Source organism: Streptomyces sp. cmx-18-6 (genome assembly GCF_046548915.1).
In the GTDB taxonomy this organism is placed as follows: domain Bacteria; phylum Actinomycetota; class Actinomycetes; order Streptomycetales; family Streptomycetaceae; genus Streptomyces.
In genome coordinates this window covers 204530-227671 of record NZ_JAEBEP010000005.1, presented here as the reverse complement: position 1 = coordinate 227671, position 23142 = coordinate 204530, and the positions used below count along the sequence as shown (strand labels likewise).

General features: G+C 70.5%; 16 protein-coding genes. 6 read left to right on the top strand and 10 right to left on the bottom strand.

The window, feature by feature from the left end; genetic code table 11:
• Positions 1 to 55: 55 nt before the first annotated feature.
• Genes ACLJPL_RS14130 through ACLJPL_RS14115 form a run of 4 tightly spaced genes read left to right on the top strand, consistent with a single transcriptional unit; the run spans position 56 to position 4179 of the window.
• Entirely contained in the window at positions 56 to 871 is an 816-nt protein-coding gene (locus ACLJPL_RS14130; protein WP_411081155.1) for a rhamnogalacturonan acetylesterase, read from the top strand.
• A complete protein-coding gene (locus tag ACLJPL_RS14125) occupies positions 868 to 1680 on the top strand; it encodes an Ig-like domain-containing protein (protein ID WP_411081154.1) in 813 nt (270 codons plus the stop codon). The genes ACLJPL_RS14130 and ACLJPL_RS14125 overlap by 4 nt, the downstream gene beginning before the upstream one ends.
• A 4-nt stretch (positions 1681 to 1684) precedes the next feature.
• A complete protein-coding gene (locus tag ACLJPL_RS14120; protein WP_411081153.1) occupies positions 1685 to 3253 on the top strand; it encodes a glycosyltransferase in 1569 nt (522 codons plus the stop codon).
• Positions 3254 to 3312: 59 nt separating this feature from the next.
• Positions 3313 to 4179, top strand: coding sequence for an endonuclease/exonuclease/phosphatase family protein (locus tag ACLJPL_RS14115; protein WP_411081152.1), 867 nt, complete (start codon positions 3313 to 3315; stop codon positions 4177 to 4179).
• A gap of 4 nt (positions 4180 to 4183) precedes the next feature.
• On the opposite strand, the gene ACLJPL_RS14110 is transcribed toward ACLJPL_RS14115, so the two are convergent.
• The 4 genes from ACLJPL_RS14110 to ACLJPL_RS14095 all read right to left on the bottom strand — a co-directional run bounded on the left by ACLJPL_RS14110 (position 4184) and on the right by ACLJPL_RS14095 (position 12506).
• Complete coding sequence (locus tag ACLJPL_RS14110; RefSeq protein ID WP_411081151.1) at positions 4184 to 5665, bottom strand: hypothetical protein; 1482 nt, start codon at positions 5663 to 5665, stop codon at positions 4184 to 4186.
• Positions 5666 to 5799: 134 nt separating this feature from the next.
• Positions 5800 to 7275 carry a hypothetical protein gene (locus tag ACLJPL_RS14105; RefSeq protein WP_411081150.1) on the bottom strand — a complete coding sequence of 492 codons (1476 nt, stop codon included), beginning with the start codon at positions 7273 to 7275 and terminating at the stop codon, positions 5800 to 5802.
• Positions 7268 to 11080, bottom strand: a complete 3813-nt coding sequence (locus ACLJPL_RS14100) for a CDP-glycerol glycerophosphotransferase family protein (protein ID WP_411081149.1) — start codon at positions 11078 to 11080, stop codon at positions 7268 to 7270. Before ACLJPL_RS14100 ends, ACLJPL_RS14105 begins: the two co-directional genes overlap by 8 nt.
• Before the next feature lie 343 nt (positions 11081 to 11423).
• Positions 11424 to 12506, bottom strand: coding sequence for a hypothetical protein (locus tag ACLJPL_RS14095; RefSeq protein ID WP_411081148.1), 1083 nt, complete (start codon positions 12504 to 12506; stop codon positions 11424 to 11426).
• 323 nt (positions 12507 to 12829) lie between these two features.
• Here ACLJPL_RS14095 and ACLJPL_RS14090 point away from each other — a divergent pair, with 323 nt between their 5' ends.
• Together ACLJPL_RS14090 and ACLJPL_RS14085 are read left to right on the top strand one after the other, a co-directional pair.
• Positions 12830 to 13909, top strand: a complete 1080-nt coding sequence (locus ACLJPL_RS14090) for an LCP family protein (protein WP_411081147.1) — start codon at positions 12830 to 12832, stop codon at positions 13907 to 13909.
• Between the two features lie 80 nt (positions 13910 to 13989).
• On the top strand, positions 13990 to 14406 hold the full coding sequence (locus ACLJPL_RS14085; protein WP_411081146.1) for an NTP pyrophosphohydrolase: 417 nt from the start codon (positions 13990 to 13992) through the stop codon (positions 14404 to 14406).
• 39 nt (positions 14407 to 14445) lie between these two features.
• Here ACLJPL_RS14085 and ACLJPL_RS14080 read toward each other — a convergent pair whose 3' ends face one another.
• The 6 genes from ACLJPL_RS14080 to ACLJPL_RS14055 all read right to left on the bottom strand — a co-directional run bounded on the left by ACLJPL_RS14080 (position 14446) and on the right by ACLJPL_RS14055 (position 23042).
• The gene (locus ACLJPL_RS14080; protein WP_411081145.1) at positions 14446 to 15912 is read right to left on the bottom strand and encodes an amino acid permease; all 1467 of its coding nucleotides are present in this window, start codon (positions 15910 to 15912) and stop codon (positions 14446 to 14448) included.
• A gap of 189 nt (positions 15913 to 16101) precedes the next feature.
• Positions 16102 to 18015 (bottom strand): 1-deoxy-D-xylulose-5-phosphate synthase, encoded by a 1914-nt coding sequence (gene dxs, locus ACLJPL_RS14075; RefSeq protein WP_411081144.1) that lies wholly within the window; start codon positions 18013 to 18015, stop codon positions 16102 to 16104.
• A gap of 210 nt (positions 18016 to 18225) precedes the next feature.
• On the bottom strand, positions 18226 to 19539 hold the full coding sequence (locus tag ACLJPL_RS14070) for a sugar ABC transporter permease (RefSeq protein ID WP_411081143.1): 1314 nt from the start codon (positions 19537 to 19539) through the stop codon (positions 18226 to 18228).
• A complete protein-coding gene (locus ACLJPL_RS14065) occupies positions 19536 to 20324 on the bottom strand; it encodes an ATP-binding cassette domain-containing protein (protein WP_355868765.1) in 789 nt (262 codons plus the stop codon). The genes ACLJPL_RS14070 and ACLJPL_RS14065 overlap by 4 nt, the downstream gene beginning before the upstream one ends.
• Positions 20325 to 20609: 285 nt before the next feature.
• On the bottom strand, positions 20610 to 21722 hold the full coding sequence (locus tag ACLJPL_RS14060; protein ID WP_411081142.1) for a sugar ABC transporter substrate-binding protein: 1113 nt from the start codon (positions 21720 to 21722) through the stop codon (positions 20610 to 20612).
• Positions 21723 to 21842: 120 nt separating this feature from the next.
• Positions 21843 to 23042: an ROK family protein gene (locus ACLJPL_RS14055; protein WP_411081141.1), complete on the bottom strand. Its 1200-nt coding sequence runs from the start codon at positions 23040 to 23042 to the stop codon at positions 21843 to 21845.
• Positions 23043 to 23142: the final 100 nt, after the last annotated feature.

Here is a 23142-nt window from a genome sequence, read left to right as displayed (position 1 = left end):
TGCGCCAGGAACCGTCCCGCCCCCGTGCCGCCGGTCTGACCGGCCAGGGAGAACCATGAACGACTCGACCGAGCCCGCCCGGCGTCCGCACCGGATCTTCATCGCCGGAGACTCCACCGCGGTCACCAGACCGGTCAGCCATCTGCCGATGGCCGGCTGGGCGCAGGCACTGCCGCTGTTCCTCACCGAGGACGTGGAGGTGGTCAACTGCGCCCGCGCGAGGGCGAGTTCCAAGAGCTTCCGGGAACGCGGGCGGCTCCAGTGGATCCTGGAGAACATGACGCCCGGGGACTATCTGCTCTTCGGCTTCGGGCAGATCGACTGGAAGCCCGGCGAGGGCCTGCACACCGAGCCCTTCGGGTCGTTCCTGGACCAGATGCGGGCGTTCGCCACCGGGGCCCGGGAGGCCGGCGGGCATCCGGTGGTGCTGCTTCCGTTCGAGCGCCGCCGGGTGGACCGGCACGGCAACGTGTCGCGGTTCCTGGGCGACTACCCGACCGCCATGCGGCAGCTCGCGCGCGAGGAGCACCTGCCGGTCGTGGACCTGTACGGGCAGAGCCTCGCGTGGTGGCGGGAGCTGGGCCCCGAGGACTCCACCCGTGCCTTCACCTACCTGCGGCCCGGCGAGCCGCTCCAGGAGATCGTGCAGGACGCGGACAACGTCCATCTGCGGCCCGAGGGCGCGATCGAGTGCGCCCGTTACGTGGCCCGCAGCCTGCTGGCCCAGCAAGTGGTGCCGGCCGGCTGGGTCACCGGCCTGGAGCGCCGCAGCTTCTCGTACGACGAGCTGGGCTGGCTGGACGACGCCGCCTACGCCCGTCTCACCAAGGAGCGGGTCTCCCGCCCGCCCGTCCAGGAGTCCGGCGTATGAACCATCTGTTGTGCGAAGGCCGAGCCGTGAACGCCGAGCCGTACCGGGGCGCGGTCGTCGCGTCCCTGCACAGTTCGGTGGCCCCCGACACGGGCGCCGCGCCCGGCGACGTCGTCGAGCTGAGCCTCACCGTCGCACCCGACGCGGGCGGGTCGTACGGCTGCGCCTATGTGCTGGAGAACTCGCTCACCGAAGCGGCGGAGATCCTCTCCACGCAGGGCCTGGAGTACTTTCCCCGGCAGCGCTGGTACCGGGTGCGCGCCGACGCCGGCGACGTGGGCACGGGAGTGCTGACGCTGCGGATCAAGGAGCCCAAGAAGGCCCCGCGGCTGCGGCCCCGGATCATGGCCGGTACGCCGGAGCGGCCGGGGGGTCCGCTGGTCCGCACCGGCCGTCTCACCGGGTACGCCGTCCTCGTACGCAAGCAGACCCTGCCCGGGCTGCGCGTCGTGACGGCCCCCGGCACGCCGGCCGTGGTGGACCTGCTGGCCGAGGCCCCGTCCGGCAGCTCCGCGATCTCGCTGACCCCGGCGCTCCACGGCAGCGCCGAGCTCACCGCCGGCGGCACGCTGAGCTATGCGCCCGCCCCCGGATTCACCGGCTACGACCGGATCGAGTACACGGTGGGCACCAGGGAATCGGCGAAGATCACCGCGGCGGTGAACATCTTCGTCGGCGACCTCGCATCCACGCCCGGAGCCTTCCCCGAGCACTCCTCCACCACCGGTTTCCAGTCCTGGGAGTGGCCCGAGCTCACCGGGGACATGCCCTGGCCCCAGCGGCCGCACATGCCGGCGAAGGACCGATAGGCCCATGCACACCACGCCCCCCGTCCGTCCCGCGGACCTCCGCGATGTCACGGTCGTCGTCCGTCTGCACCGGCGTCCGTCCGCCGACCTCGACGCCTGCTTCGGCTCCCTCCAGGCGCAGTCCATCGGCCAGGACCGCATGGAGGTGGTCGCGCTCGGCGAGGAACCCTCGCTGGTGAACCGCCTCACCGGCCGGTACCGCGGCGCCCGCCGTCCCGCCCCGGTCCGCGAGTGGTCCGTGTCGCGGGCCGCCGGGCGCTATGTCCTGTTCCTCGACGGCTCCGACCGGCTCGCCGAGGACGCCCTGGAGCGCCTGGTGGCGGCGGCCGACGCCCATGAGTCCGACGTCGTCCTGGGCGCGTCGGAGGGGCCGGGCGCGGACACCGCCCCGGCCGGTCTCTTCCGCACGGAGCGGCCGTACGCGGATCTGTACGGCTCGCGCGTCTACTGGATCCTCACCGCCGACAAGCTCTTCAGGACCGAGCTGCTGCGTCGCCGTGCGCTGGAGTTCCCGTGCGCCGGGGACCTGGGCGACGAGATGGCCTTCACCGCGAGCGCGCTGGTGGCGGCGGACGGCGTCGGTGTGGTGGCCGGTCCGCCCTGCCTGATCCACGGAGGCCGGCCGGGCCCCGCCGCCACGGCCGGTGAGCGGGTGGAGCTGGCGGACCGTCTGATGCGGCACGCAAGCTCCCTGGCGCCCGAGGGGCCCCGGCGGGACCACCTGCTCTCCCGGCACCTGGAGCGCGAGCTCGCCGAGGGGACGGGGGCGGCCCTGCTGTCACTCCAGGACGGGGCCGAGCAGGAGCGGGTGTGGCGGGCGGCCGGGGAGGTGCTGAGCGCCCATCTGACTCCCGGGGCCGCGGCCCTGCTCCCCCGGCCGGTGGCCGTGCGTTTCGCGCTGGTGTCCGCCGGCCGGTTCGCCGAGGCGGGGCAGCTGGCGGCCCACCAGCTGGACGGGGAGAAGCCCGAACCGCGCAAGACCGTCGAGGGCGGCCGGGTCTTCACCAGGCTGCCGTTCTTCCGGGATGCGGACACCGCGCTTCCCGACGAACTCTTCGACATCACCGATCGCATGACGGTCACTCAGGAGCTGGGCACGCTCCGCTGGAACGGATCGATCCTGCTGTTGGAGGGGCACGCCTTCTTCGAGCAGCTGTCGACCCGGGACCGGGACACCAAGGTGGTTCTGCGTGAGCGCCGCAGCGGTGCGGAGGAGCGGTTCTCCGTGACGGCCCGGCGCGACGAGAAGCTGGTCAACGCCAAGGGGAAGGCCCGGGCGATGGGCCGGTTCTCCGCCCGGGTCAACCTCCGCCAGACCTCCAGCGGCTGGCCGGTCACCCCGGGCGTCTGGGACGTCCATCTGGCGGTGAGCTTCGAGGGGGTGACCCAGGAGGTCCGCCTGGGCCGCCGGCGCTCCGCCGACGTCGACGTCACCGGGCGCGCGCCGGTGACGATCGCCCCGTCCCCCCGGTCGGCGGACCACGAGCTGGTCGCCACGCTGTTCTGGACCGAGGAGGGGTACCTCGCCATCGACATGGCCGAGCGGGCGCTGACGGCTCCCGGGCCGTCCTGACGACGGAACGCGCCGCGCCGGCGGGGAGGACACGTCGCCGCGGCGGCGGAGTGCTGCTCGTGGCGGCGGCGGGCCTCCTCGCGGCGCTGGCGGGACTGGGCGTCGGCCTGCGTCTGTTCGGCGGTGCGCAGGAGGCCGCCGTCGCCACGGGCGTCACCGACGCGCGGGGCGCCCTGACGGTCGCGACCTGGAACGTCTGCGGCGTACGCCAGTGGAACTGCGAGGACACCGGCCCGGCCGGGGAGAAGCGGGCGCGGATCGAGGCCCTGGCGCGGGAGTCGGGGGCGCGCGTCATCCTGCTCCAGGAGATGTGCTCCGGCGACCTCGACTCCGTACGGGCGTCGCTGGGCGGTGAGTGGCACAGCCTGTTCCGCCCGTACACGGCGGGCCGGGACGGGCGCGGCGCCACCGTGAACTGCACGGGCGACGGGCGGGGGACCGCGGGGTACGGGATCCTCTCCGCCCTTCCCCTGAGCCGGGTCGCCGAAGCCTCCCTGCCGCAGCCGGCCACCGGTCTGCGCCGGGCGGTCCTGTGCGCCACGGCCGGGGCTGAGGACGTCCGGATCTGCACCGCCCACCTCAACCCGCCGCAGAGCGGGGCGGGTTCGGTGACGGCCGAGCTGCGCGCGGACCAGTTGCGGGCGCTGGTGGAGGCGGCGTCGGGGCCGCGCACCGTGTTCGGCGGCGACCTGAACACCGGCCCGCCCGGCCGGGGCGTGACGGATGCGTGGGCCGGGGTGGAGGGCCCGTACGGCGTCTACCGCGAGTGCGACCAGTCCGCGTCGTCCGGCAGGCCCCGGGAGACCCACCGCGGCGGCTACAAGATCGACTACCTCTTCACCGGGCTGCCCCGTCAGGAGTGTTCGGTGGTCCGCTCACCGGCCTCGGACCACTGGGCCCTGCTGATGCGGGTCGCCACCGGCTGACCGGTCAGTAGCGGGGGCCGGCGGGCGCGGCGTCGGCGTGCACGACGCTGAAGGCGGCCACGGTCCCCGGGGACAGGTTGCCGTGCGGGTCGACCGCGTGGCACTCCACGGTGTGCGGCCCCTGGGTCCAGGACCAGCCCGACTCCCACGACCACGTGCCGTCCGGGCCGACCGGAGCCATGCCCAGCCGCAGCCCGTCCTCCACGAACTCCACCCGTACCGCTCCGACCGCGTGCCCCATCAGGCCGACGACCGGGCCCGCGACGTGCTGGCCGGGTGCGGGATGGACCACCACGGGTCCCGGGGCCATGACGGCCTCCGGGGCCGGGGCCGCCAGGGGTCCGGGGGCTGCGGCCGCCAGGGGCTGCGACGGGATCGTGCCCCCGGTCGGCGACGCGGCGCCGTACGTCGGGACGGCCGCCGCGTTCCCGGGACCGGACACGGTGAAGTTCGCCTCCGTCCACGGCGACTGGTAGCCGGCCGCGTCCACGGCCAGGATGCGTACGGGATGGTCGCCCACGCTCCACGGGCGCTCGCGCTGCCAGCTCCAGGAACCGTCGGGGGCGACCTCCGGCGACGCCAGGAACTTGCCCCGCTCCCACACGCTGAGCCGGACCGCTCCGGGTGCGCTGCCGCGAAGGACGACGCTCTGCTCGTACACCGTCTCGCCGGACGCCGGCGTGAAGACCACCGGAGGGGCGAACCCCTGCTGCACCTTGGCGGTCGCCCGCAGGAAGGTCTTGATGCCGGACCGGTCGACGTCGGGACGCTCCCCGCCGTTGCGCACGAAGCCGAGCCGGGGAGCCACGCCGTCGATGAGGAAGTTGAGAAGGCCCATGAGCATGGGCACGTTCCTGCTGGTCACACGGGCGTGGTCGGAGATGTGGGGGGAGTCGCTGAAGATGAAGTTGAAGTTCTCGTAGCCGGCGAAGAGCGGCAGGAAGGGCTCCACCTGCTCCGGGTACTGCTCGTCCTGGGGCGAGGAGAGAACGTAGATGTTGGCGTTGCGGTTGGCTCCCGCGCGCACGAGGTTCGCGATGACGTCGTCGACGGCCCGGGTGTTCTGGTCGGTGACCTCGCCCATGATGTGCGCGGCCACGGACGGGTACTTGAGGACGTAGGTGCCGATCCGGAACTGCGGGACGATGGAGACGATGTTGCGGTACCCGTACTTCAGACCGAAGTAGAGCGCGGCGCTGCCGCCCTTGGACCCGCCCCACATCGTGCACTGGTCCGGTGTCAGCCCGAGGGAGCGCAGCACGTTCGAGATGAGGCCGGCCACCGACTGCTCCAGGCCGAAGTCCATGCCCTTGCACAGGTAGTAGCTGTTCTTCCCGTGGAAGCGGTCGCGGATCCACAGGACGTTCGCGCGCAGCTTGTCGAAGACGCCGTTCGACCAGCCGTAGTCGCCCGGCACGGAGAAGTTGGCGAACACCACGACCAGGTGCTGGCTGCCCTTCGTGGCGTGCGAGAACCGGTACTCCACGGGATACGTCCCGGAGGCGTCGATCCCGTTTTCAAAGGGACGGGTCGGGGCTGGTTTGGACACGACTGGGGTTCCAATCTGGTACGGGGGAGAACCTGGCCCGCCGGCACGGCCGGGAGCGGCCCGGGGAGGCGTCAGTAGCGGGGCGCGCTGTGGGGGGCCGGCGAGGGGACGTAGGCGCCGGCCACATGGAAGGCGACCTGGCCGCGGCGGGACTCCGCGCCCTGCCCGTCGATCGCGTAGCACTCGACGCGGTGCGGCCCCTCGGGCCATACCCAGCGCGCCTCCCAGGTCCAGCTCCCGTCCACCGCCACCGGGGTCGCGCCCAGCGAGACGCCCCCTTCGGTGAACGCCACCTGGAGCGCGCCCGGGGCGTGCCCGGCGATCACGACTCCCGGCCCCGGCAGGTGCTGGTCCGGCAGGGGCGCCGTCACCACGGGTGCGGCGGCAGCGGCCACGGCGGCCGGCCGGCCCGGCGCGGCCGTTCCGGCCGCCGGGACGACGAACCGGACCTCCGTGCGCGGCGAGTGGAACCCGGCCGCGTCCACCGCGAACAGGCGGATGACGTGCTCGCCCGTGGACCAGCCCTGGTCCCGGGTCCAGGCCCATCGCCCGTCCGGGCGGACCGCCGGGGAGCCGACGTACTTCCCCTTCTCCCAGAAACTCAGCCGCACCGCTCCCGGCGCTCGCCCGGAGAACTCCACGACCCCGGTGTGCACATGCTCGCCGGAGGACGGCGAGTCGACCACGGGGGCGGCGAAGGAGGCGCGCACCTGCGACGTCGCCTTCAGGTATCCGTTGATGCCGGAGGTGTCCACGTCGGGCTGCTCATGGCCGTTGGTGACGAACCCGATCCGGGGGGCGATGCCGTCCACGAGGAGGTTGAGCAGCCCCATCAGGGCCGGCACGTTGCGCCGGGTCACCGTCGTGTGGTCGGTGATGAAGGGCGAGTCGCTGTAGATGAAGTTGAAGTTCTCGTAGTTCTGGAAAAGCCGCAGGAAGGGTTCCACCTGGACCTGGTAGTTCTCGTCCTGCGGGGAGGAGAGCAGATAGAGGTTGGCCGAGGGGTTCGCTCCCGCGAGCACGAGATCGGGCAGGACGCTGTCGAGGACGCGGATCTTCTCCTCGGTGACCTGCCCGCCCATCATGAAGTCGGCGATGGCCGGGCGCTTCTGCACCGACGTGCCGATCCGGAACATGGGCACGATGGAGACGATGTTGCGGAATCCGTACTTCAGACCGAAGTGGAGCGCGGCGCTGCCGCCCTTGGACCCGCCCCACATCGTGCACTGGTCGGGGGTGAGGCCGAGGGAGTTCATCACGTTGGAGATCAGCGTGATGACGGACCGTTCGAGCTCGAAGTCCATGTCCTTGCAGAGGTAGTAGCTGTTCTTGCCGTCGAACATGTCGCGCACCCAGAGGATGTTGGCGCGGACGTTGTCGAGGACACCGTTCGACCAGCCGTAGTCGTCCGGTGCGGAGAAGTTGGCGAAGACGACCACCAGGTGCCGGTTGCCGCTCTTGGCGTGGCTGAACCGGTAGTGGACCGGATAGGCGCCGGACGCGTCGATGCCGGTGACGGTGGTACGGCCCGAAACTGCTTTAGACATGGAGGGAGTCCGTCCTCGCGGAGTACTGCGCTGCGGTCACGGTGTAGGTGGTCGGCTGGGGGACGGCCGGTGTCGGTCGCCGCCCGTGGTCGCCGATGACCTCTCGCACGGCGGGCTCACGCGGCTGGAGCGGCGGCGCGGCCCGCTGTGCCGTCGCGTGCGGCGGCGGGGCGGACGCCTGCGCGGCGTCGAGGTCTCCTCCGGCCACCAGGACGCGGTCCGTCAGCCGGGCGGAGGCGTATCCGTCGTCCAGGTCGCAGAACTCGCGCTGGAACCAGCGGTAGCGCTCGCCGTACTCCGCCTGGATCCGGTCGATGTCGCGGATGGCGGAGATCAGCCGGGCGGATTCGAAGAGCAGCGGGCCGGGGGCGCTCTGCTCGAAGTCGAAGTAGAAGCCGCGCAGGGTGTCCCGGTAGTGGTCCAGGTCGTAGGTGAAGAAGAGGATGGGGCGCCCGGTGTTCACGAAGTCGAACATCAGCGACGAGTAGTCGGTGATCATCACATCGCTGATCAGCGAGAGGTCCGCCATGTCCGGGTAGTCGGACACGTCGAAGACGAAGCCGTCGCCCGCGCCGGGCACCGGGTCCACGACGTTGGGGTGGCGGCGGACCATGAGGACGTGGTCGTCGCCCAGCCTGGCCCGGGCGTCGTCGAGGTCGATCCGGAAGTCGAACTTGTACTTCCCCGGCGCGTAGAACTGGTCGTCGCGCCAGGTGGGCGCGTACATGATGACGCGCTTGCCGGGAGGAAGGCCGATGCGCTGCCGGATCTGAGCAGCCCGGTGCTCCGTTCCGGGGCGGCGCAGGATGTCGTTGCGCGGGTAGCCGCACTCGACCATCTCGCCGGGGAACCGGAAGGCCCGCTGGAGGATCGGGGTGGAGAAGCTGTTGGGCGACACGAGCATGTCCCAGTTCTGCACCTCCTTCTCGACCCGCTCCAGATACCGCTGGTCGGCGAAGTGCACCGACTCGATGTCGTGGCCGATCTTCTTGAGCGGGGTGCCGTGCCAGGTCTGCACCACGATCTGGTCGGCGCGCTTGACGAACCAGTCGGGGAGATGGTTGTTGGCGACGACGTAGCGGGACGTGGCGAGGGCCTCGTACCAGTCGGGCGACCACATGCGCACCGCTCGCGCCGTCGGCGGTACGTCGACCTGGTCGTCCCGTACGACCCAGAGGTGTTCGAGGTCCACGCCGCGCCGGACCATCTCCTCGTGCACCGCGCGGGGGCTGTCGGAGTACTGCGTGCCCTTGAAGGCGTCGAACAGCACGGCGGGGCGGATGGGCTCACGGCGGGCCTGCGGGTATGCCTTGGTCCGCAGCAGCTTCTGCCGGTACGGGCCCCGCGCGTCCTCGGGCATCGCGGAGTGCACCAGCATCGACAGCCGGTCGTACGCCTCGGCCTGGAGTTCGTAGCGCCGCTCCCCCACCTCCAGGTTCTGGGGCATGGAGGGGATGATCCCCTGGTCGATCTTGATCATGAGGTCCGGGGAACGGTCCTCCGGGGCCACCGCGGAGGGGTCCTGGCGGCGCAGGAAGAAGTCCCAGCGGCCGGCGGCGAGCGGGATGCCTCCGGCGAGGGTGCGCATGCCGGCCGGGGCCAGGACGCAGCGGAACCGCCGGCCCTCCCACTGGATGGGCACCGCGCGCTCGGCGCCGTGGGCGCGGGAGCGGACGACGAGGTGGGAGCTGATCCGCTCGGCGGGAGAGAGCTGGTCGGCGCCGGCGTAGTCGCAGACCAGCTCCAGCGAGCCGTCCGCGAGCCACTCGCCGTCGCTGAGCAGGGGCAGGGCGGCCCGCTCGAAGAGGACGACGTAACCGGAGCCGTTGCGGTGGACGACGACCTCGCGGTCCCGCTCCTCGGTCTGGAGCGCCGCGGGCATGCGGTAGTGGCCGTCCTCGACGTCCTGCGCCATCACGGGGTAGAGCGGCGCCTTGCGGCCCTCGACGTGCAGGGTGATCTTCCAGCCGTTGCTGCCCATCGTCCATGCCTGGGGGACGGTGTCGCCGGTCGCCCGGGAGCCGGGAACGAGGTGGGTGAGGGGGACGCGGGTGACGAAGGTGCACCAGCCCTCGCCGCCGGGCTGGAACGTCATCCAGGAATCGTGCCGGCCGGCTCCGTTCATGCTGGTCACACGGAACTTGCCCCACTCGGGAACGGCGGGGAGGAGAAGGACGCCGCCGATCTCCAGATGGTCTCCGACGACCCGGTGACGCGTGACGCGGCTGCGGACGACCTCCACGCGGAGCTTGAGGCTGCCCTGCATGAAGAGGGGGAGGATGCGGGTGTTCTTGTCGACATAGCGGTACGCCGGGTTGGCGGCGGTTCCGGCGCCGCCCCGGCTGATGCCCTTGTACCGGAACAGGCCCCGGCTGAACACGCCGGCGGCGACGTCCCAGGTCCCCTCGACCCACTGGCCCTTCCGCTGGAGCCGGGTGACGTCGAAGCGGCTCTCGAAACCGGCCCAGTCGTAGCAGTAGCGGCTCTGGTTGGAGTGCTCGGTCGCCTGCGGGTAGTAGGTGGTCCTGGCCAGGCTGACGAGCTTGCTGCCGGTCTTCTTGTTGCGGAGCGCCAGCATCTTGGTGGACATGTGCCGTTTGTGCACATTGATGAACCGGATGTAGGCGGACCCCCTGAGGACCAGCGAGTCGCCGTCCCACTCGGCCTCGGAGAGCGAGCTGAAGGGCGAGAGCTCCTTGTCGAGCCGGTAGTCGCTCTTGTACAGGCCCGTCTTCCGGTTCTCCAGGTGCGGGTAGTTGAGATAGCGGCGCAGCCGCCGGCGAACCGGGAGCGGTCCGCCCTTGCGCTCGAACTCCAGGACGTCGAGGAGTTCGCCCAGCCGCCCCTGGTGGACGAGCAGCCACTTGACCCGGGCGTCGGCGGGGAGCTCCTCGATGATGTCGTAGTCCGCCTCGGCCAGGAACTCCTGGGCCCAGTGCATGAACGCGTCGCGGTAGTCGTCGTCCGCGTCGGGCAGGACCTTGAGGTGCAGCATCAGGTCGGACTTGAGGCAGGCGAGGTCGTACTTGCGCTTGTGGTCCCGGAACTGGCGCGAGCGGTGCTGCCCGAGGAAGCGGCTCACCGACTGCACGGCGGCGACCCGGTCCCGCAGGTTGGACAGCTCGTTGTGGCGCTGGGTGATGGAGGGGGCGGCGCCACCGTCGCGGCGACGCCAGAAGTAGACGATGTCGGTGATGACGTCGACCTTGCTCGCCCGGAAGTGGGCGAACATGTTCACCCAGGAATCCTCGTAGAGGACGCCTTCGGGGAACTCTATGAAGTGGTGGTCCCAGAAGGACCGGCGGAATACCTTGTTCCACACGGTGCGGTCGTAGATCAGGGCCTCGAAGCGCGTTATGTGCGTGCCCTTGCGGTCCCGCTGCATGGGGCCCTTGTGGAGCGGCGACTGCCACTTCTTGGTGGAGTTCATCATCTGGACGTTGCCGGAGACGAAATCCGATCCGGATTCGGTCAGGGTGCGCACGAGCAACTCGTAGGCGTACTCGGGAATGACGTCGTCGCCGTCCGCGAACACCAGGAACTCTCCGGCGGGATGCATGGCGCGGAGCCCGGTGTTGCGCGCGTGCCCGGGGCCGTGCGACTCCTGGCGGATCAGCCGGAAGCGCGGGTCCTCCGCGCAGAAGCGGCGGGCGATCTCCGTGGAGGTGTCGGTGGAGCCGTCGTCCACCATGATCACTTCGAAGTCGCGGAAGGTCTGGCGCGCGATGGACTCCAGGCATTCCGCGAGGTAGGCATCGACGTCCTGGAACGGGACGATGACACTCAGACGGGGCCCAGCACCCATGCTTCACACTCCAATTCGAGGCAGGAGTGATCACCTGCACCCCTACGACTTGCCACCGCGCACCGCGCCCGACGAATCCCCGTCGATTCGAAGTCGGGCACGCCCCCGTCGAGCGCCTGCGGCTCAGCTCTCGAACTGTTGCGTCAGACGCAAATCTTAAGTGAACATTAAAGGATGTCAATGTGTAGATTCTGCACATAACTCGACGATGTGCTCGACGTATAGGCGTGACATCCGCCATACTGCGCCGCGCACAACCTTTGGGGGTTTCGGCGATCCGCCTCACCGGGTGTCTGTGCGCGGGAAGCCCCGTACGGGTGCGAGGGCCCGCGGGTCGGAAGGGTCAGAGTCTTCGCCACGGGGAGAGCGTCAGGCCGGGCTCATCGGTCTGCCGGGCCATCCTGGGAACGCCGTCCTCATCGATGACCGCCAGCACGACGCGGCCGAAGGCGTCGAGGGCCATGGCCGGCGGGGTGATACATCGCACTCCCGTGTCGGACCACCAGACCCCGTTCCCCTCGTCCTCGGTGACGCCCACGCCCACCACGGCACTGCCATCGGCCCCGCGATGGGCCAGGACCGTGCAGTCGTAACCGTCCAGGAGCGTACGGAGCACGGCGTGCGGGCCCTCGCCCGGCACCCCGCCCAGGGCGGTCGGCCAGGCCCCCGCCCGATAGGCCACCACGCCCCGGCCCCCGGGGTCGGTCCAGTAGAACGTGGGCCGGTCGGGCCCCGTCTCCAGAGCCGTCACCGTCCCCGGGGCCACCGCCAGACGGGCCGGATGCCCCTTGCCGAGCGCCCCGCCCGCGGCCTGCTGGGCCCAGTGCAGAATGCCGTCCGCCGTGGTGGCGAACAGTTCGATGCGGCCCGATTCGAGGGCGATCGCGGCGAGGGCCGACTCGATGCCGCTGCCCCCGCGGTCGTCCCAGGCCCGCCACTTGCCGTCGCTCTGCTCACGCCGCAGCGTCAGGCCCCCGTCCGCGTTCCGGACGAAGATGTGGACCATCTCCGAGGGGGTCACCACGACCACGGGCTCCCCGAGCCGGCCGGCCGCCTCCGTGCCCTTGTGCGGGTTGCCGAGCGAACGCCACCCGGAGACGGGGCGGCCCGTCTGGTACTGGATCGCGTACACGATGTCGACGACGGCGCGACCATCGGCCCCGCGCCGTTCGCGGCGGCCGACGAAATGCACATAGGCGTTGGCGTCCTGAGTGACCGACAGGTGGGTGAGGCCGGAAGCCGGAACGAGAACCGGCTGCCCCCAGTCCTGGGTCCCCGGCCGCGTCTCGGTCCAGCGCCGGAGTCCGCCCTCCGCCGGGGCGTAGACGGCGAGGCGGCCGTCCCTGCCCTTGGCGAGCCAGATTCCCCGCAGCGCGCCGGCCGTGGGAGCGACCGTGGCGGCCGGGCGGGCAGTCCGTCCGAGCATCGTTCCGCGTCACCCTTCCAGACGTTCGACCTTGTGCACATGATTTCGAATGCGGCTCATCCTAGACCCTCACAGCGATCGAACAGATGGCGCTCAGGAGATGAAGATCCCCGGCACCTCTCGCTCGGATCAGGCGGAAGACCCCAGCCGTTCAACGCCGCCATGACGGCTGCGCGACCGGGCGACGTCCTGGCGGACTCGCACGGATGCTCGACCGGTTGTCTATAGTTCTACGCACCACGCATGTCGGACCGGCCTCTCCCCCCACCCGAGTCCACCCGCCCGAGCCCCACGGGGCCGCGAGACCAAGGACTCGAAACAGGATGAGCAACGACGTCATGCCTCCGGGCCCCCGTGCCTCCCGACGTGCGGCCAAACCCCGCAAGCGCCGCCGCGGGCTCAAGATCACCCTGGGCGTCCTGCTCGTCCTCCTGCTGGCCGGCGGCGGCACCGTCTACTGGCTCTACAGCCAGCTCGACGGCAACATCAAGGGCGTCGACATCGACAAGGCGCTCGGGGACGACCGCCCGGAGAAGCTCCCCACCAGCGGCCAGAACCTGCTGGTCCTGGGCTCGGACTCGCGGGCCGGGGCGGAGAACAAGGAGCTGGGCGGCGGCAAGGACGTCGGCGGCGCACGCTCCGACACCGCGATGGTGGTGCACATACCCGAGGGCCGGTCCAAGGCCGTCGCCGTCTCCATCCCCCGCGACACCCTGGTGACCCGGCCCGAGTGCGCCAAGGCCGACGGGACGACGGTGCCGGCCAAGGAACGCGAGATGTTCAACGGCGTCTACGCGCTGGTCGGTCCGGCCTGTGTGGTGAAGACGGTGGAGAAGATGTCGGGCGTCCGCATCGACCACTACCTGGAGATCGACTTCGCCGGGTTCAAGGACCTGGTCGACGCGATCGGCGGCGTCACCGTCGACGTCCCGCAGGACATCAACGACAAGGCGTCGGGCCTGAACCTCACCGCGGGCCCGCAGAAGCTGAACGGCACCGAGTCCCTGGCGTACGTCCGGACCCGGCACGGCATCGGCGACGGCAGCGACCTCGGCCGCATCGGCCTCCAGCAGCAGTTCCTGATGGCCCTGCTCAGCGAGGTCAAGTCGCAGGACCTGCTGAGCAGCCCGGCGAGCTCGTACAAGATCGCCAACTCGGCCACCAAGTCGCTCACCACCGACTCGGAGCTCGCCTCGCTCACCTCGCTGGCGGAGTTCGCCCGCTCGATGAACGGCGTCGACCCGGCCACCATGGAGACGATCATGCTTCCGGTGGCGTACGACAAGATCGACCCGGCCCGGGTGATCGCGGCCGAGCCGCAGGCCGGCCGGCTGTGGAAGGCGATCCGCGAGGACTCCGCCATCCCCGAGGAAGCGAAGAAGTCCCCCGCCACCGGCGGCTGACGGCGTCGCGGGCCGGCCGCGGACATGACGCCGGCCCGTCGAAGCCCCGGGGACACCGCCCCGCGTGACACCCTGCCGGGATGAGCGACGACACAGCGGTACTGGTGATCGTGGACGCCGCCAACGTGGTCGGTTCCGTGCCCGACGGATGGTGGCGGGACCGGCGCGGGGCGGCCGAGCGGCTGCGGGACTCGCTGGTCCCGTACGCCTTCGACGGGCTGCCGGGTCTGCCCGGCCCCCTCGAGATCGTGCTCGTCGTCGAGGGCGCGGCCCGGGGCGTCGGCTCCGTCGCGGGCGTGAGGGTCGCCCCGGCCCCCGGCAGCGGCGACGACCTGATCGCCGAACTGGCGGCGGCCGCGCCCCCGGAGCGCGGCTGCGTCGTGGTCACCGCCGACCGCGGACTGCGGCAGCGGGTCGAGGCGTACGGGGCCCGGTGCGTCGGACCCCGTACGGTACGGCCCTCTCCTGACGAAAGGTCCGGCGGACCGGGGGCGTGACCCCGCTCATGATCCGCCGGACACCTCCTACGACAGGCCCTACTGCCCCTTCTTGCCCAGCAGGCTGTGGGAGCGCCCGTACACGAAGTAGATGACGACGCCGAGCGCCATCCAGACGGCGAACCGGAACCACGTCTCCACCGGCAGGTTGAGCATCAGCCAGATCGAGGCGGCCACCGAGGCGATCGGCAGCACCGGCACCCACGGGGTGCGGAAGGCGCGGGGCAGGTCGGGGCGGGTGCGGCGCAGGACCAGTACGCCGAGGGCGACGACGACGAACGCGAAGAGCGTGCCGATGTTCACCAGGGTGGCCAGCTCGTCGATGCTGGTGAACCCGGCGATGATCGCGATCAGGACGCCGAGCAGGATGGTCGGGCGGTACGGGGTGCGGAAGCGCGGGTGCGTCTTGGAGAAGAAGCGCGGCAGCAGGCCGTCGCGGCTCATCGCGAAGAAGACGCGGGTCTGGCCGAGCAGCAGGATCATGCAGACCGTGGTGAGGCCGACCGCCGCTCCGAAGCTGATCACGCCCGCGTAGAACGGATGGCCGGTGGCTTTGAAGGCGTCCGCGAGCGGGGCGCTGACGGAGAGTTCGCTGTAGTGCTGCATGCCGGTGACGACGATCGAGACCGCCACGTAGAGCACCGTGCAGATGATGAGCGAACCGAGGATGCCGCGCGGCATGTCGCGCTGCGGCAGCTTGGTCTCCTCGGCCGCCGTGGCCACCACGTCGAAGCCGATGAAGGCGAAGAAGACGATGGAGGCGGCGGTGAAGATGCCCATGATGCCGAAGTTGGTGGGCTCGTAACCGAAGATCAGCTGCACCAGCGGGGCGTCCCAGCCGGAACCGGCGGGCTGCTTCTCGGCCGGGGGGATGAAGGGCTTGTAGTTCTCGGCCTTGACGAAGAAGAGCCCCGCGATGATCACGATGAAGACCACGCCGAGCTTGATCGCCACGACGACCGCGGTGACCCGGGCGGAGAGCTTCATGCCGACGACCAGGATGGCGGTCAGGATCAGCACCAGGACGAAGGCCAGGATGTCGAAGCCGAACCCTTCCGCCACGTCCGGCCCGGAGAGGACTTCGGGCATCGTCCAGTTGACGTTGTCCATCAGGGAGCGGACGTAGCCGGACCAGCCGACCGCGACCACCGCCGTGCCCAGGGCGAACTCCAGCACCAGGTCCCAGCCGATGATCCAGGCCACCAGTTCGCCCAGTGAGGCGTACGAGAACGTGTACGCGGATCCGGCCACCGGGACGGTGGAGGCGAACTCCGCGTAACAGAGCGCGGCCAGCGCACAGACGATGCCCGCCGCCACGAAGGCGAAGGCGGTCGCCGGTCCCGCCGTCTCCTTGGCCACCTTGCCGGTGAGGACGAAGATGCCGGTTCCGATGATGACGCCCACGCCGAAGACCGTCAGGTCCAGGGCGGAGAGGGACTTCTTGAGCGCGTGCTCCGGCTCCTCGGTGTCACGGATCGACTGTTCGACGGACTTGGTGCGGAACATCCCGTTTCCGCGGGGTGGTGTGACCTGCGCGCTCACCTGCGTACCTCCACGCACTCGTTGTGAACGCCATGATGGGGACCCGAGGGCGCGTGATCGCGCCATCTGGCCCGTTTCATGCGAATGGGCCGGGAGAACCACCCGTACAGGGGCGGTTCTCCCGGCCCATCGGCCGTACGGAGGCAGGTCGGGTCAGTCGCGGGCGGGCTCCACGGCGCGGCTCTCGAAGCGGCCGTCGAGCTTGGCGACCAGGCCGGTGACCTGGCGGGCGATGTCCGGTGCGGTGAGGCCGATCTCGGCCATGACCTCGCCCCGGGAGGCGTGGTCGAGGAAGACGGGCGGAATGCCGAAGTCGCGCAGCGGTACGTCGACCCCGGCGTCGCGCAGCGCCTGGGCGACGGCGGAACCGACGCCTCCGGCACGGCTGTTGTCCTCGACCGTGACGACGACGCGGTGGCGCTCGGCGAGCGGGGCGAGCGCCTCGTCGACGGGTTTGACCCAGCGCGGGTCGACGACGGTGCTGGAGATGCCCTGGGCGTCCAGCAGGTCGGCGATCTCCAGGCACATCGGGGCGAGCGCGCCCACGGAGACCAGCAGGACGTCGGGGCGGGCCGCCTTCGGCTCGCGCAGGACGTCCATGCCGCCCACCCTGCCGACCGCCTTGACCGCCGGGCCGACCGCGCCCTTGGAGAAGCGGACCACGGTGGGCGCGTCGTCGACGGCGACGGCCTCGCGGAGCTGGGCGCGGACCTGGTCGGCGTCGCGCGGGGCGGCGATGCGGAGGGTGGGCACGCACTGGAGGATCGACATGTCCCACATTCCGTTGTGCGACGCGCCGTCCGTGCCGGTGACGCCGGCCCGGTCCAGCACGAAGGTGACGCCGCACTTGTGCAGGGCCACGTCCATCAGGACCTGGTCGAAGGCGCGGTTGAGGAAGGTGGCGTAGACCGCGAAGACCGGGTGGAGGCCGCCGGTGGCGAGGCCCGCCGCGGAGACCGCGCCGTGCTGCTCGGCGATGCCGACGTCGTAGATCCGGTCGGGGAACGCCTCCTCGAACTTGCCGAGGCCGACCGGCTGGAGCATGGCCGCGGTGATCGCGACGATGTCCTCGCGCTCCTGGCCGAGCTTGACCATCTCCTCGCCGAAGACCGAGGTCCAGTCGAGGCCGGAGGTGGAGATCGGCAGGCCGGTGTCCGGGTGGATCTTGCCGACCGCGTGGAAGCGGTCGGCCTCGTCCTGGAGGGCCGGGGTGTAGCCGCGGCCCTTCTCGGTGAGGCAGTGCACGATGACCGGGCCGCCGAAGCGCTTGGCGCGCTGGAGCGCGGACTCCAGGGCCTCGATGTCATGGCCGTCGATGGGGCCGACGTACTTCAGGCCCAGGTCCTCGAACATGCCCTGCGGGGCGATGAAGTCCTTGAGGCCCTTCTTGGCGCCGTGCAGGGTCTCGTACAGCGGACGGCCGACGACGGGCGTGCGCTCCAGGATGTCCTTGCCGCGGGCGAGGAACCGCTCGTACCCGTCCGTCGTGCGGAGGGTGGCGAGGTGGTTGGCGAGGCCGCCGATGGTGGGCGCGTACGAGCGCTCGTTGTCGTTGACCACGATGACGAGCGGGCGGTCCTTGGCGGCGGCGATGTTGTTCAGCGCCTCCCAGGCCATGCCGCCGGTGAGCGCGCCGTCGCCGATGACCGCGACGACGTGGTCGTCCTTCTTCAGGACCTCGTTCGCCTTGGCCATGCCGTCGGCCCAGCCGAGGACTCCGGAGGCATGGCTGTTCTCGATGACGTCGTGCTCGGACTCGGCGCGGGAGGGGTAGCCGGACAGGCCGCCCTTCATCTTGAGACGGGAGAAGTCCTGGCGGCCGGTGAGCAGCTTGTGGACGTAGCTCTGATGGCCGGTGTCCCAGAGCACCTTGTCGCGGGGCGACTCGAAGACCCGGTGCAGGGCGATCGTCAGCTCCACCACGCCCAGGTTGGGGCCGAGGTGTCCGCCGGTCTTGGACACCGCGTCGACGAGGAAGGTACGGATCTCCTCCGCGAGCTGCCCCAGCTCGTCGACGGAGAGCCGGTCCAGGTCGCGCGGTCCCTTGATGCGGGTCAGCAGATCCACCCGTGCCTCCTTGCGTTTGAGCTGATCGAGCGTGCCGATCCGATGAGTCTAATGTTCCGTTCGCGGCCACGGGCAGCGGGCGGGCGGTTGAACAGCTGAACGACCGGGCCGCCGCCGGTGCTCCCGCGTGCCCGCGGCGGGCCGTGCGGGGCGGGCACGCGCAGGTGCCCGGCACCCCTGGGGGCACCGGGCACCTGCGCGGATGTGCGGTCAGGCGCGGCCCGCGGTCTTCTGGGTCTTACGGGTGACGGAGTCGATGACGACCGTGGCGAGAAGCACACCACCGGTGATCATGTACTGGATCGGGGTGGCGATCCCCTCCAGCGACAGGCCGTACTGGATGGAGACGATCACCATGACGCCGAGCAGCGCGTTCCAGGTGCGGCCGCGGCCGCCGAACAGGCTGGTGCCGCCGATGACGGCCGCCGCGATGACGTTCATCAGCAGGTCGCCGGTGCCGGAGCCCTGGTTGGCCGCCGCGATCTTGGAGGCCCAGAACAGGCCGCCGATCGCCGCGAAGGTGCCCGCGATGGAGAAGACGGAGATCCGGATCGCGGTGACGTTGATGCCGGCGCGCCGGGAGGCTTCGACGCTGCCGCCGAGGGCGAAGATCTTCCGTCCGTACGCCGTGCGGCGCAGCAGGAAGTCCGTTCCGACCAGGACGATCAGGAAGAGGACCAGGGCGAGCGGCAGGCCGCGGTACTGGTTGAACATGTACGCGGCGGCGAACGCGAACACCGCGAGGACGGCGGTGCGCACGGCGATGTCCGCGATGGGGCGGGCCGGGATGCCGGCCGCCTCGCGGCGGCGGGTGTCCAGGAAGGCGGCGGCGAAGTAGCCGACGACCGCGATCGCGGCGAGCCCGTAGGCGGCGGCGACGTCGGTGAAGTAGTACGTGGTCAGCTGGCCGACCACCCCGTCGCCGTCCAGGTTGATGGTGCCGGAGTCGCCGAGCAGCTGGAGCATGAAGCCGAGCCAGAACAGCAGGCCGGCCAGGGTGACGGCGAAGGCCGGTGCGCCGATCCGGGCGAAGAAGAAGCCGTGGATCGCGCCCATCACCGCGCCGCTGACGATGGCGACGAGGATCGCCAGCCACTCGTTCATGCCCTGGGTGACGCTGAGCACCGCGACGAGGGCGCCGGAGACACCGGAGACGGAGCCGACCGAGAGGTCGATCTCACCGAGCAGCAGGACGAAGATGATGCCCACGGCCATCATGCCGGTGGCCACCATGCTGGTGGCGATGTCGCTGATGTTCTTCGCGGAGAGGAACTCGGAGTTCATGCTCTGGAAGACGATGGCGATGATCGCCAGGCCGACGACCACCGGGATCGAGCCCAGGTCGCCGCCGCTGATCTTGCGCTTGAACTCGGTGAGGTAGCCGGCGAAGCCCTGCTCACGGATGAGCAGACGGGGGTCGACGACCGTGGCGGCGCCCTCGGCCGCCTCCGGGTTGCCTACCTGCGGGGCGTCCGCCGGGGCGTCGGCCTTGTCCAGCGAGGTCGCGGACTTGTCGGTGGTCACTTGGAAACCTCCGCGTTGCGCGCCGCACGTCGGGTCACGGCGTTGTCCGTGGCGCCCGTGATGGCGGAGATGATCTCTTCCTGGGAGGTGGTCTTCACGTCGAAGACCCCGTTGTTCCGGCCCAGCCGGAGCACGGCGACCTTGTCGGCGACGGCCTTCACATCGGCCATGTTGTGGCTGATGAGGATGACCGCGTGGCCGCGCTCGCGCAGCCGCTCGACGAGGTCGAGGACCTGGGCGGTCTGCTCGACGCCGAGGGCCGCGGTCGGCTCGTCGAGGATGACGAGCTTGGGCTCGCCGAGCATGGACCGCGCGATGGCCACGGTCTGGCGCTGGCCGCCGGAGAGCGAGGCGATCGGGATGCGGACGCTCGGGATGCGGATGGAGAGCGTGGAGAGCAGCTCGCGGGAGCGGCGCTCCATCTCCACCTCGTCCAGGATGCCGAACCTGCGCAGCTCCCGGCCCAGGTAGAGGTTGCCGACGACGTCGATGTTGTCGCACAGCGCGAGGTCCTGATAGACGGTCGCGACACCGAGGTTCTGGGCGTCGTGCGGCTTGTCGATCTGCACGGCCCGGCCCTCCCACTCGATGACTCCCTCATCGATGGGGTGCACTCCGGCGATCGTCTTGACCAGCGTTGATTTGCCGGCGCCGTTGTCGCCCACCAGGGCGACCACCTCGCCGGCGTGGACCTCAAGCTCTACATCGGTGAGTACCTGGACGGCACCGAATCGCTTGGAGACCCCTCGCAACGCCAACACGGGCGTAGCGGTCACGTGAACCATCTCCTTCGCCGCCTGACCGGCGGGGATGCCGCGCCCGGGGGAAGGCGCGGCGGTCGAGCAGAAGAACAGAAATAGGGGAAGCGTTCCGTCCGGCGCCCCGCCCGGTAGCGGGACGGTTGGTGGGCGGGGCGCCGGACAGGCTTCATGGCGTACGCGGACCGCTGTGCGGCGGGCGCGTGCGCGGGCGGTGACCGCCGTGGCGCCTTCGCGAGGACGCGGCGGGCGTACGGCGGCGGGCGGGGCGGGACCGGCCGCTCGGGGCGGCCGGTCCCGGGGCCCCGGGGCCTACTTCAGGCCGATCTTGTCGCAGGCGGTCTTGTACTTGCCCGTGCAGATCTCGTCGAGCGTGTAGATGCCGTCCTTGATGACGGTGTCCTTGATGTTGTCCTTGGTCAGCGAGACGACCGGGACGAGGACCGTCGGGATGCCCTTCTGGCTGGCGTTGTCGACCTTCGAGGTGGCGATCGAGTCGAGCTTCTCGCCCTTGGCGAGCGCGACGGCCATCTCGGCGGCGACGACGCCCTCCGCCGGGTAGGACTTGTAGACGCTCATGAACTGCTCACCGGTGACGATGCGCTGCACGCCCGCCAGCTCGGCGTCCTGGCCGGTGACCGGGGGGAGCTTCGGCAGACCGGCGGCCTTCAGGGCGGTGATGATGCCGCCCGCCATGCCGTCGTTGGCGGAGTAGACGCCGTCGATCTTGTCCTTGCCGAGCGCGGTGATCGCCGCTTCCATGTTGGCGTTGGCGTTCTCCGGCTTCCACTCCTTGGTGTCGTACTCCTTGCCGTACTTCACCTTGCCGTCGAGGACGGACTTGGCGCCCTTCTTGAAGAGCGCGGCGTTCGGGTCGGTGATCGCGCCGTTCATCATCACGATCGTGCCGCCGTCGGCCTTGTCGCCCAGGGCCTCCAGCAGTGCGGTGCCCTGTGCGCGGCCGACCTCTTCGTTGTCGAAGGAGGTGTACGCGTCGATGGGGCCCTCGGCGAGGCGGTCGAAGGCGACGACCGGGATGCCCTCGGCCTTGGCCTTCTTGATGCTGTTCTCGATCGCCTTGGCGTCCACCGCGCCGACGATGAGCGCGTCGACCTTGTTGGTGATCATGGTGTCGATCTGCTGCGCCTGGGTGGGCGCGTCCTGCTTGGCGTTGGCGTAGATGACCTTCGCCTTGCCGTCCGTGAGCTCGCCGATCTTCTTCTCGATGATCGGACGGTCGAACTTCTCGTAACGGGCCGTCTGGTTCTCGGGGAGGAGCAGACCTATCTTCAGGTCGTCGCCCTTCTTCTCCGAGCCCTGTTCGGCCTTGTCGCCCGACTCCTTGGCGCTCCCGCAAGCGGCCAGCGAGATCGCCATCGTGGTGGCGGCAACGGCAACGGCGGCACGACGCATACGCGTGTTCATTCTCGAACCTCCCTGACGAGGCCGCGACGTTGCGGCCGAGGTGGCTGGAAGTCAACTCGGCCGCGGCGTCAGCGTCAAGGAGTAAATCCTTAACGAGATGACAACGGTGCCATTCGTTATCTAAGTGAAGGCAGGAGTCGCTGCGGGGAGGGTGCCCTCCAAAAGGGTTGAATCCCCCATCTCGCTCAGTACGAGGGCCAGCGCGCCGAGCACCTCGGCGCGCCCGCCGAGCGCCCCGGGGAGCACCGAGAGCTGCCGGGCGGCGCTGGGGATCGCGTAACGCGACACGGAGTCCCGTATGGGCCCCAGGACCAGCTCCCCGGCCTCCGCCAGCGAGCCGCCGAGCACGACCCGGCTGGGGTTGAGCAGATTGCACAGGTTGGCGACGCCGCTGCCTATGTGGCGGCCGACGTCCCCGATCACCCGGCGGCACCCCGGATCGCCCTCGCGGGCCAGCTGGACCACCCGCTCCATGGTGAGCCCGGGGCCGTGGCTGGGCTGGAGCAGGGGCAGGACGTAGCGCGCGGCGGTGAAGGTCTCCAGGCAGCCGCGGTTGCCGCAGCGGCAGACCGGGCCGGACTCGTCGAGCGTGATGTGCCCGATCTCGCCGGCCGTGCCGCCGGGGCCCCGGTAGATGGTCCCGTCGATCACCAGGCCCGCGCCGACGCCGCTGGCGACCTTGATGTACGCGAGGTCCTTGACGCCCCGCCCGCTGCCCCAGACCAGCTCGCCCAGCGCCCCGAGGTTGGCGTCGTTGTCGACGTACACCGGGACGCCGAGGCGGCCGGAGAGCTCCTCGCTGGGGTTGATGCCCGTCCAGCCCGGCAGGATCGAGGTGGAGCCCAGCGTCCCGGACTCGACGTCGATGGGTCCCGGGACGCCGAGACCGACGCCGATCACCTTGTCCGGGCCGATCCCGGTGGCCTCGATCAGCCGCTTGACCAGCACTTCGGCCCGGTCGAAGCCCTCCGCCGATGAGGCGTCGACGTCCAGCGGCTCGGACTCCTCGGCCAGCACCTGGTGGGCCAGGTTGCCCACGGCGACCCGCAGGTGCGTATGGCCGAAGTCGACGCCGATGACGATGCCCGCGTCGCCGCTGAGCGAGACGCTGCGGGCCCGGCGGCCGCCCGCCGAGGTGGGCGTCACCTCGACCGTGCCGCCGTCCTTCAGCTCCCGGACGATATTGGAGACCGTGGCTGCGGAGAGCCCGGTGCTCCGGGCGATCTCCGCCTGGGTGAGCGACCCCGCCATCCGTACGGCGCGTACGACCCGCTCCAGATTGGCCCTGTGCAGCGATGTCTGCGACCCGGGAGTCTCCATCGACTCATCCACTCCTGCCCTTGGCGGGCGGTCCTGAGGACCACCCCGGCCGGGGCAGCAGCGATGACACCCCGGCTTCCTCCAACATGTGAACTCTAAG

What these genes read in the sequence shown, in the direction of transcription:
- ACLJPL_RS14130 (WP_411081155.1), top strand. Translation starts at nt 56, where the DNA reads ATGAACGACTCGACCGAGCCCGCCCGGCGTCCGCACCGGATCTTCATC.
- ACLJPL_RS14125 (WP_411081154.1), top strand. Translation starts at nt 868, where the DNA reads ATGAACCATCTGTTGTGCGAAGGCCGAGCCGTGAACGCCGAGCCGTAC.
- ACLJPL_RS14120 (WP_411081153.1), top strand. Translation starts at nt 1,685, where the DNA reads ATGCACACCACGCCCCCCGTCCGTCCCGCGGACCTCCGCGATGTCACG.
- ACLJPL_RS14105 (WP_411081150.1), bottom strand. Translation starts at nt 7,275, where the DNA reads ATGTCTAAAGCAGTTTCGGGCCGTACCACCGTCACCGGCATCGACGCG.
- ACLJPL_RS14100 (WP_411081149.1), bottom strand. Translation starts at nt 11,080, where the DNA reads ATGGGTGCTGGGCCCCGTCTGAGTGTCATCGTCCCGTTCCAGGACGTC.
- ACLJPL_RS14095 (WP_411081148.1), bottom strand. Translation starts at nt 12,506, where the DNA reads ATGCTCGGACGGACTGCCCGCCCGGCCGCCACGGTCGCTCCCACGGCC.
- ACLJPL_RS14090 (WP_411081147.1), top strand. Translation starts at nt 12,830, where the DNA reads ATGAGCAACGACGTCATGCCTCCGGGCCCCCGTGCCTCCCGACGTGCG.
- ACLJPL_RS14085 (WP_411081146.1), top strand. Translation starts at nt 13,990, where the DNA reads ATGAGCGACGACACAGCGGTACTGGTGATCGTGGACGCCGCCAACGTG.
- ACLJPL_RS14080 (WP_411081145.1), bottom strand. Translation starts at nt 15,912, where the DNA reads ATGTTCCGCACCAAGTCCGTCGAACAGTCGATCCGTGACACCGAGGAG.
- ACLJPL_RS14065 (WP_355868765.1), bottom strand. Translation starts at nt 20,324, where the DNA reads ATGGTTCACGTGACCGCTACGCCCGTGTTGGCGTTGCGAGGGGTCTCC.
- ACLJPL_RS14060 (WP_411081142.1), bottom strand. Translation starts at nt 21,722, where the DNA reads ATGAACACGCGTATGCGTCGTGCCGCCGTTGCCGTTGCCGCCACCACG.
- ACLJPL_RS14055 (WP_411081141.1), bottom strand. Translation starts at nt 23,042, where the DNA reads ATGGAGACTCCCGGGTCGCAGACATCGCTGCACAGGGCCAATCTGGAG.